Consider the following 5,066-nt stretch of genomic DNA (forward strand, 5'->3'; position numbering starts at 1 on the left):
GTGCAGCTAGGGAGTTCGCAGCAAGGATCGCAACCGAGGTTGCGCCAAACTGCACTGAATCGAGAAGCACTCGCAGAACGGTCTTCATGATTTCAGTGGGTGGGGATGTAGGCGCCATTAGGAAAATGGCGCCTGCTTTTTATTCAAAGGAAGCAAAAATAAAATCGTGATCGAATACCAAGCAGGCTTCTTCATCAGGTCGCGCTCCGCGCTGCCGGAATTGAGGCCAAGTAGAAAACTTCATTGAGCGAAAATCCGCCCGAAGTTCCACCGCCGTGCAGTATGAGTCGGTGGGCTGCTGATTTGTCTATGCGGTTATTCTTGGACTGTTTCCAGCGCCAGCTCCATTCGTCCAGATGGCCTAGAGCGGATAGTTTGTGCCGATGGTTGCCTTCAGACCCAGCCAGATTTAGGTCGACCCAGGGTCAGACGACAGGCTTGGAACGCGTCAAATTATCCCGGAGCATGTCCAGGTTGTTGTTGATTGTGGCGCTCGTCGGATCGATTTCGTAGGCCTTCAGGAAATTGCTGCGTGCTTTGGCCGCATCGCCGCGCAGAAGATAGGAATAGCCGATATTATTGTAATACTCCGCGCGGTCGCCGATCAGGCGGCCAGCCTCGCGATAGGCGCGGTCAGCCAGGTCGAAACGCCTTACGCGATCATATGAGGCCGCAAGCCCGAGCCATGCTTCGCCGTTATTCGGATCAAGTTCCACAGTGCGCTCATAGTAACGGGCAGCATGGCCGAAATTACCTTCGGCGAATTGCACCTTGGCGACGCTGAAGACCTCATTGTCAGGATAGGGATCGACCGTAGAGGGCAGTTCCAGCGCCGTGACGCTGTTCCCCCAGGAAGATCCGCTGGTGCTGTTGCAAGCCGCTAGGAGCGGCATCGCGCAGACAAACAGGCTGATTGCCAGCTTTCGCTCGAACGATCTCATGCCACGCCCCTTTATATTTCTTTCTGTCGCGCCCGACGAGCCAGCTTTAATACATGGTCGCTGCTCTTCCAGGGAGTTCGTTCATGCGACTCGCTTAACGGTGTAGCAACGGACATGCGGCGCTCGCAAGTCTCTGGCGGGGCGAAGCCTTCTACTTGTTATGCTTCCCTCTGTTTAGAGGGGGAGAGGTAGACCAGATGGCCTAGGCAGGCCGTTCTTTACGGTCCATTAACCATGCATGCCCACATCTGACGGTGTTCTAGGCCAATTGACCGGCTGGACTTATCGCCCGGGCAAACAATAGAACATTGTATCAAATTTGACGGGCGGTACTCGATATGCGGGTGACATGGGATCTGGCGCGCTATCGAGTCGCGCTGAGCAGAGGCAAATCTGTGCTCGCTGCACTTGGTGTGTTTGTGGCCCTCCTGCTCGTAACGCCCTCGGCCGATGCCCAGGAGCGTTTGCTCCGCTTTACGAATGGACGCGCTGCGGGCGACATCAATGTTGCCCAGGGGCAGTTTCTCACCGCTCGGACAGTGGCCGATGTTGGGYGTGTCGTCGTCGGAAATCCTGATGTTGCAACGGCGGTCCCACTGACAGGCCGTTCCTTCTACGTGCTCGGCAGGGCTGCCGGCAGGACGAATGTCGCGGTTTATGGAGTGGACGATTCACTGCTCGGTACGGTCAACGTCGAAGTTGGCGCTGACACGCCTGATCTTGCCGTGACCATTCAGGACGCTGTTCCCAACGCCAATATTCGCGTGGAGACAGTCAACGGACGCCTTCGTCTGAGCGGTACGGTTCCCGATGCGATCGCGCTGCGAAAGGCCGTCGAGATCGCCCAGYAATATGGCTCGGATGGCGTCATCAATGCGCTGCGCGTAACGGGCGGACAGCAGGTTATGCTGGAGGTGCGTTTTATCGAAGCGAACCGCAGCGCGGGCCGTGAACTCGGCATAAGCTGGTTCGGTCGCAAGAAAAACGATCAGTCAGGACGTGGAGTCGCACTGGGGGGCTTCGCGCCTCCTAGAACCGGAACTTCAGGAATCACTTACAATCCACTTCTTCCAAGCGGCAGCACTCCTTTTGGCACCTTGATCGCCAACTTCCTTGTAGGTGGGGTCAGCGCGGATATTCTTGTACAAGCTCTTGAAGAGAGGGGCCTCGCGCGTCGCTTGGCGGAACCCAATCTGATTGCTCTTTCCGGCGAGAAGGCGAGTTTCCTCGCTGGTGGTGAAGTTCCGATTCCTGTCTCAGCCGACAATGGTCAGGTGAGTGTAACGTACAAAGAATATGGCGTGCGGCTCAACTTCACGCCGACCGTTCTTGACAACGGCATTATCAATCTGAAGCTGGAGCCAGAAGTCAGCCAGGTTGATGAAACCGTCAGTATCAACACCGGAACGATCTCCATTCCTGGATTCATTACCCGGCGCGCCAACACTTCAATCGAGATCCGAGACGGGCAAAGCTTCGCGATGGCGGGTCTGCTGCAAAGCGTGCACTCGAAGAGCCGCGAGCAGGTTCCCTGGCTTGGGCAGCTGCCGATTATCGGCTCACTTTTCAGCTCATCCGGTTTCCAGGAAGAGGAGACGGATCTCGTCATCATTGTAACGCCGAGACTCGTGCGACCCGCAAAGCCCGGTCAGCCGCTACGCACGCCTCTCGACAGCTCGAAGCCCAGCAATGATCTTGAGCTTTTCCTTCTAGGCTCGATGGAGGTGGATAGCGATATGCAGAAGCGGTTCGCCGAGGGGTCTGGTGTTATCGGTCCCTATGGTCATATCGTCGAGCTGAAGCCAGGAAAGCGAAATGTCGTCAAGAAAGTCGTCAAGCAATAAGATCCGGCTCACGCTCCTCGCCGTTATGCTGCCGGGAGTAATGCTGGGTGGTTGCGCGGATTATGTCGAGCGTCGCGACACCATCACTCTCGCCGCTGGTGATGCTCAATCCTGGAACAGGGTGGTTCATACGGCAGATCCATGGCCCCCCTATGTTATGAATACCAACATTCCTGGTGATGGCCAGCGGACGCAGGCGGCTATACGCCGCTATAGTACCGGGAATGCGAATGGGCAGCAGGGTGAGGCGCCGGCCCCGGAAGCTCAATAACTCGCTGCGCACTCACTGCCTCTTTAGCGAAGCGTAGGCGATGACGTCATCGCCCGCTTTCGTGTCGAGGGGCACATGCCCATCAGCCAGGACAAGCAGTAATGCCGGAGGCCATCTTGTTCTTGCGAACAAGCATTGCGTGTTAAGATCTTCCTTGCTCCAGGCTGGGCACCTAAACGGCCTTTAAGCGGCCGCCCCCCTGTAAGCATCAGCCATCAAACTAATGTCCTGTAGCTTGCGGTTGAAGGGTGACCAGTCATCCACTTTGGCGATGGGCTCCCATAGAGCTTCAACTTCTTCAACTAGCATTGTGCAGGGCGTCTGCCGCGCGAAATATGGATGTTCGAGAGCTATGCCGATCTCAGGCTCATAGCCCTCCAGAGATGAACGAAGGGGCGTGAAGGTCGGTTGATCGTAAATATGCGCTGAGGGGCTCTGCTTGGCTCGGTCCGTACTTGCAAGACCACCATACCAGTCGAAGAACACTTGTTCGAATGGCGCTCGCGTTTCATGCAGGAAAGTCCAAAGCGCGCGAGCCAGGATGCCATCCCGTTCACGTCCATTGGAGCGAAGACCGAGCCTTTTGAGAACAGTCTGAGGAAACTCATTATGAAGCGCAGGCTCAAAAGCCGTAAGGGCAGCCTCAAGTTTGCTTTGCTCGGCGAGGGAGAGGAGGCATTCGGCGAGCCTGTAGAGGTTCCATAAAAGCGCATCGGGCTGTCGTCCGAATGCATAGAGCCCTGTCTCATCAAAATATGCGGCCGTGAAGGCAGGATCATAGGCCGGCAGGAAGCGCCATGGGCCATAATCGAAGCTCTCGCCGGTGACATTGATGTTGTCCGTATTCAGCACTCCATGCACGAACCCGGCCGCCATCCATTGCGCACCCATGCGGGCCACGCGCCTGCATACTTCTTCCAAGAAGGCGACTGCGCGGTCTTCCACAGCCTCGCGCCATAGATCGGGCATGTAGGTTTGGATCGTGTGGTCGAGCAGCCTTGCGATATTCTGAGTTTCGTCGAGGTAGAGCAGACGCTGAAACGTGCCGATCCTGATATGGGAATGGTTGAGGCGCACGAGCACGGATGAGCGCGTAGGGGAGGGCTCATCGCCCCTCTCAAGTTCCTCGCCCGTCTCGATCAGGCTGAAGCTCTTCGAAGTTTCGACGCCGAGTGCTTCCAGCATTTCCGTCGCCAGCACCTCACGCACGCCGCCCTTGAGCGTCAGCCGTCCATCCGCATGGCGCGACCAGGGCGTTTGGCCGCTGCCCTTCGTGCCGAGGTCGAGCAGACGCCCATCTTGGAGATCATGCATTTGCGCGAACAGAAATCCGCGGCCGTCGCCGAGATGGGGATTGTATGTGCGGAACTGATGGCCATGGTAGCGCAGCGCAAGCGGGCTCTCCAAGCTTCCGGGCAGCGGCGTGAATTGGCCGAAATGCTCGATCCATTCCTCATCCGTCAAATCACCGAGGCCAACGCGGTCGGCCCAACGCCGGTTTCTGTAGCGCAGCACATGCTGCGGAAACCGGGCCGCCTCGACGACATCGTAGAAACCGGTGCCAAGACGCTCGTGTTGTTTCGATGGCTGGAAGCTGTTTGAGATAGGCATCAACTGAATTTCCGCTCACATCTGTTCCAATACCATGCGGGCCGGATTGTTCAGAACAAAGCGTCACTCGACTAGCCCGACGTGAAGCGCCCAAAAATGACACATTCACTGAAACTTTGATGCATTTCAAACTGCCGAATTGAAACATTATCTGAGAAATTAGTCTCAGATTGAGGGGTGTGGATAACTATTTCCAAGAGATGGTTAGTGAAAAACTACCTTGCTTTCCTGAATCTTGGCTATTGAGAGCTTTCCTTCCGTTAGGGTGTCGTTCCCTAAAAACTCGTCTTGTGTCTTGGCGCATTGAAAAGTGCCTCCTAAGATTCTTCCAGCGAAGCAGTCCAAGGAGACATCGATGGCACTCAAGGATCTGGCCGCTCTTTACGGGCGGGTTTGCGT

The 5,066-nt window shown here is 56.2% G+C and carries 4 protein-coding genes; 1 reads left to right on the top strand and 3 read right to left on the bottom strand.

The window, feature by feature from the left end; genetic code table 11:
* Positions 1 to 425: 425 nt before the first annotated feature.
* A complete protein-coding gene (locus tag ACXJKO_RS29685) occupies positions 426 to 941 on the bottom strand; it encodes a tetratricopeptide repeat protein (RefSeq protein ID WP_457094615.1) in 516 nt (171 codons plus the stop codon).
* Between the two features lie 338 nt (positions 942 to 1,279).
* Between ACXJKO_RS29685 and ACXJKO_RS29690 the strand changes: the two genes are divergently transcribed.
* Positions 1,280 to 2,785 carry a type II and III secretion system protein family protein gene (locus ACXJKO_RS29690; protein ID WP_457094616.1) on the top strand — a complete coding sequence of 502 codons (1,506 nt, stop codon included), beginning with the start codon at positions 1,280 to 1,282 and terminating at the stop codon, positions 2,783 to 2,785.
* Here the strand turns inward: ACXJKO_RS29690 and ACXJKO_RS29695 are convergent.
* Together ACXJKO_RS29695 and ACXJKO_RS29700 are read right to left on the bottom strand one after the other, a co-directional pair.
* Positions 2,775 to 2,915 carry a hypothetical protein gene (locus tag ACXJKO_RS29695; RefSeq protein WP_457094617.1) on the bottom strand — a complete coding sequence of 47 codons (141 nt, stop codon included), beginning with the start codon at positions 2,913 to 2,915 and terminating at the stop codon, positions 2,775 to 2,777. The two genes, ACXJKO_RS29690 and ACXJKO_RS29695, sit on opposite strands and share 11 nt — an antisense overlap.
* A gap of 324 nt (positions 2,916 to 3,239) precedes the next feature.
* Entirely contained in the window at positions 3,240 to 4,667 is a 1,428-nt protein-coding gene (locus tag ACXJKO_RS29700; RefSeq protein ID WP_457094618.1) for a protein adenylyltransferase SelO, read from the bottom strand.
* Positions 4,668 to 5,066: the final 399 nt, after the last annotated feature.

It is taken from the genome of Microvirga sp. P5_D2 (assembly GCF_054049475.1).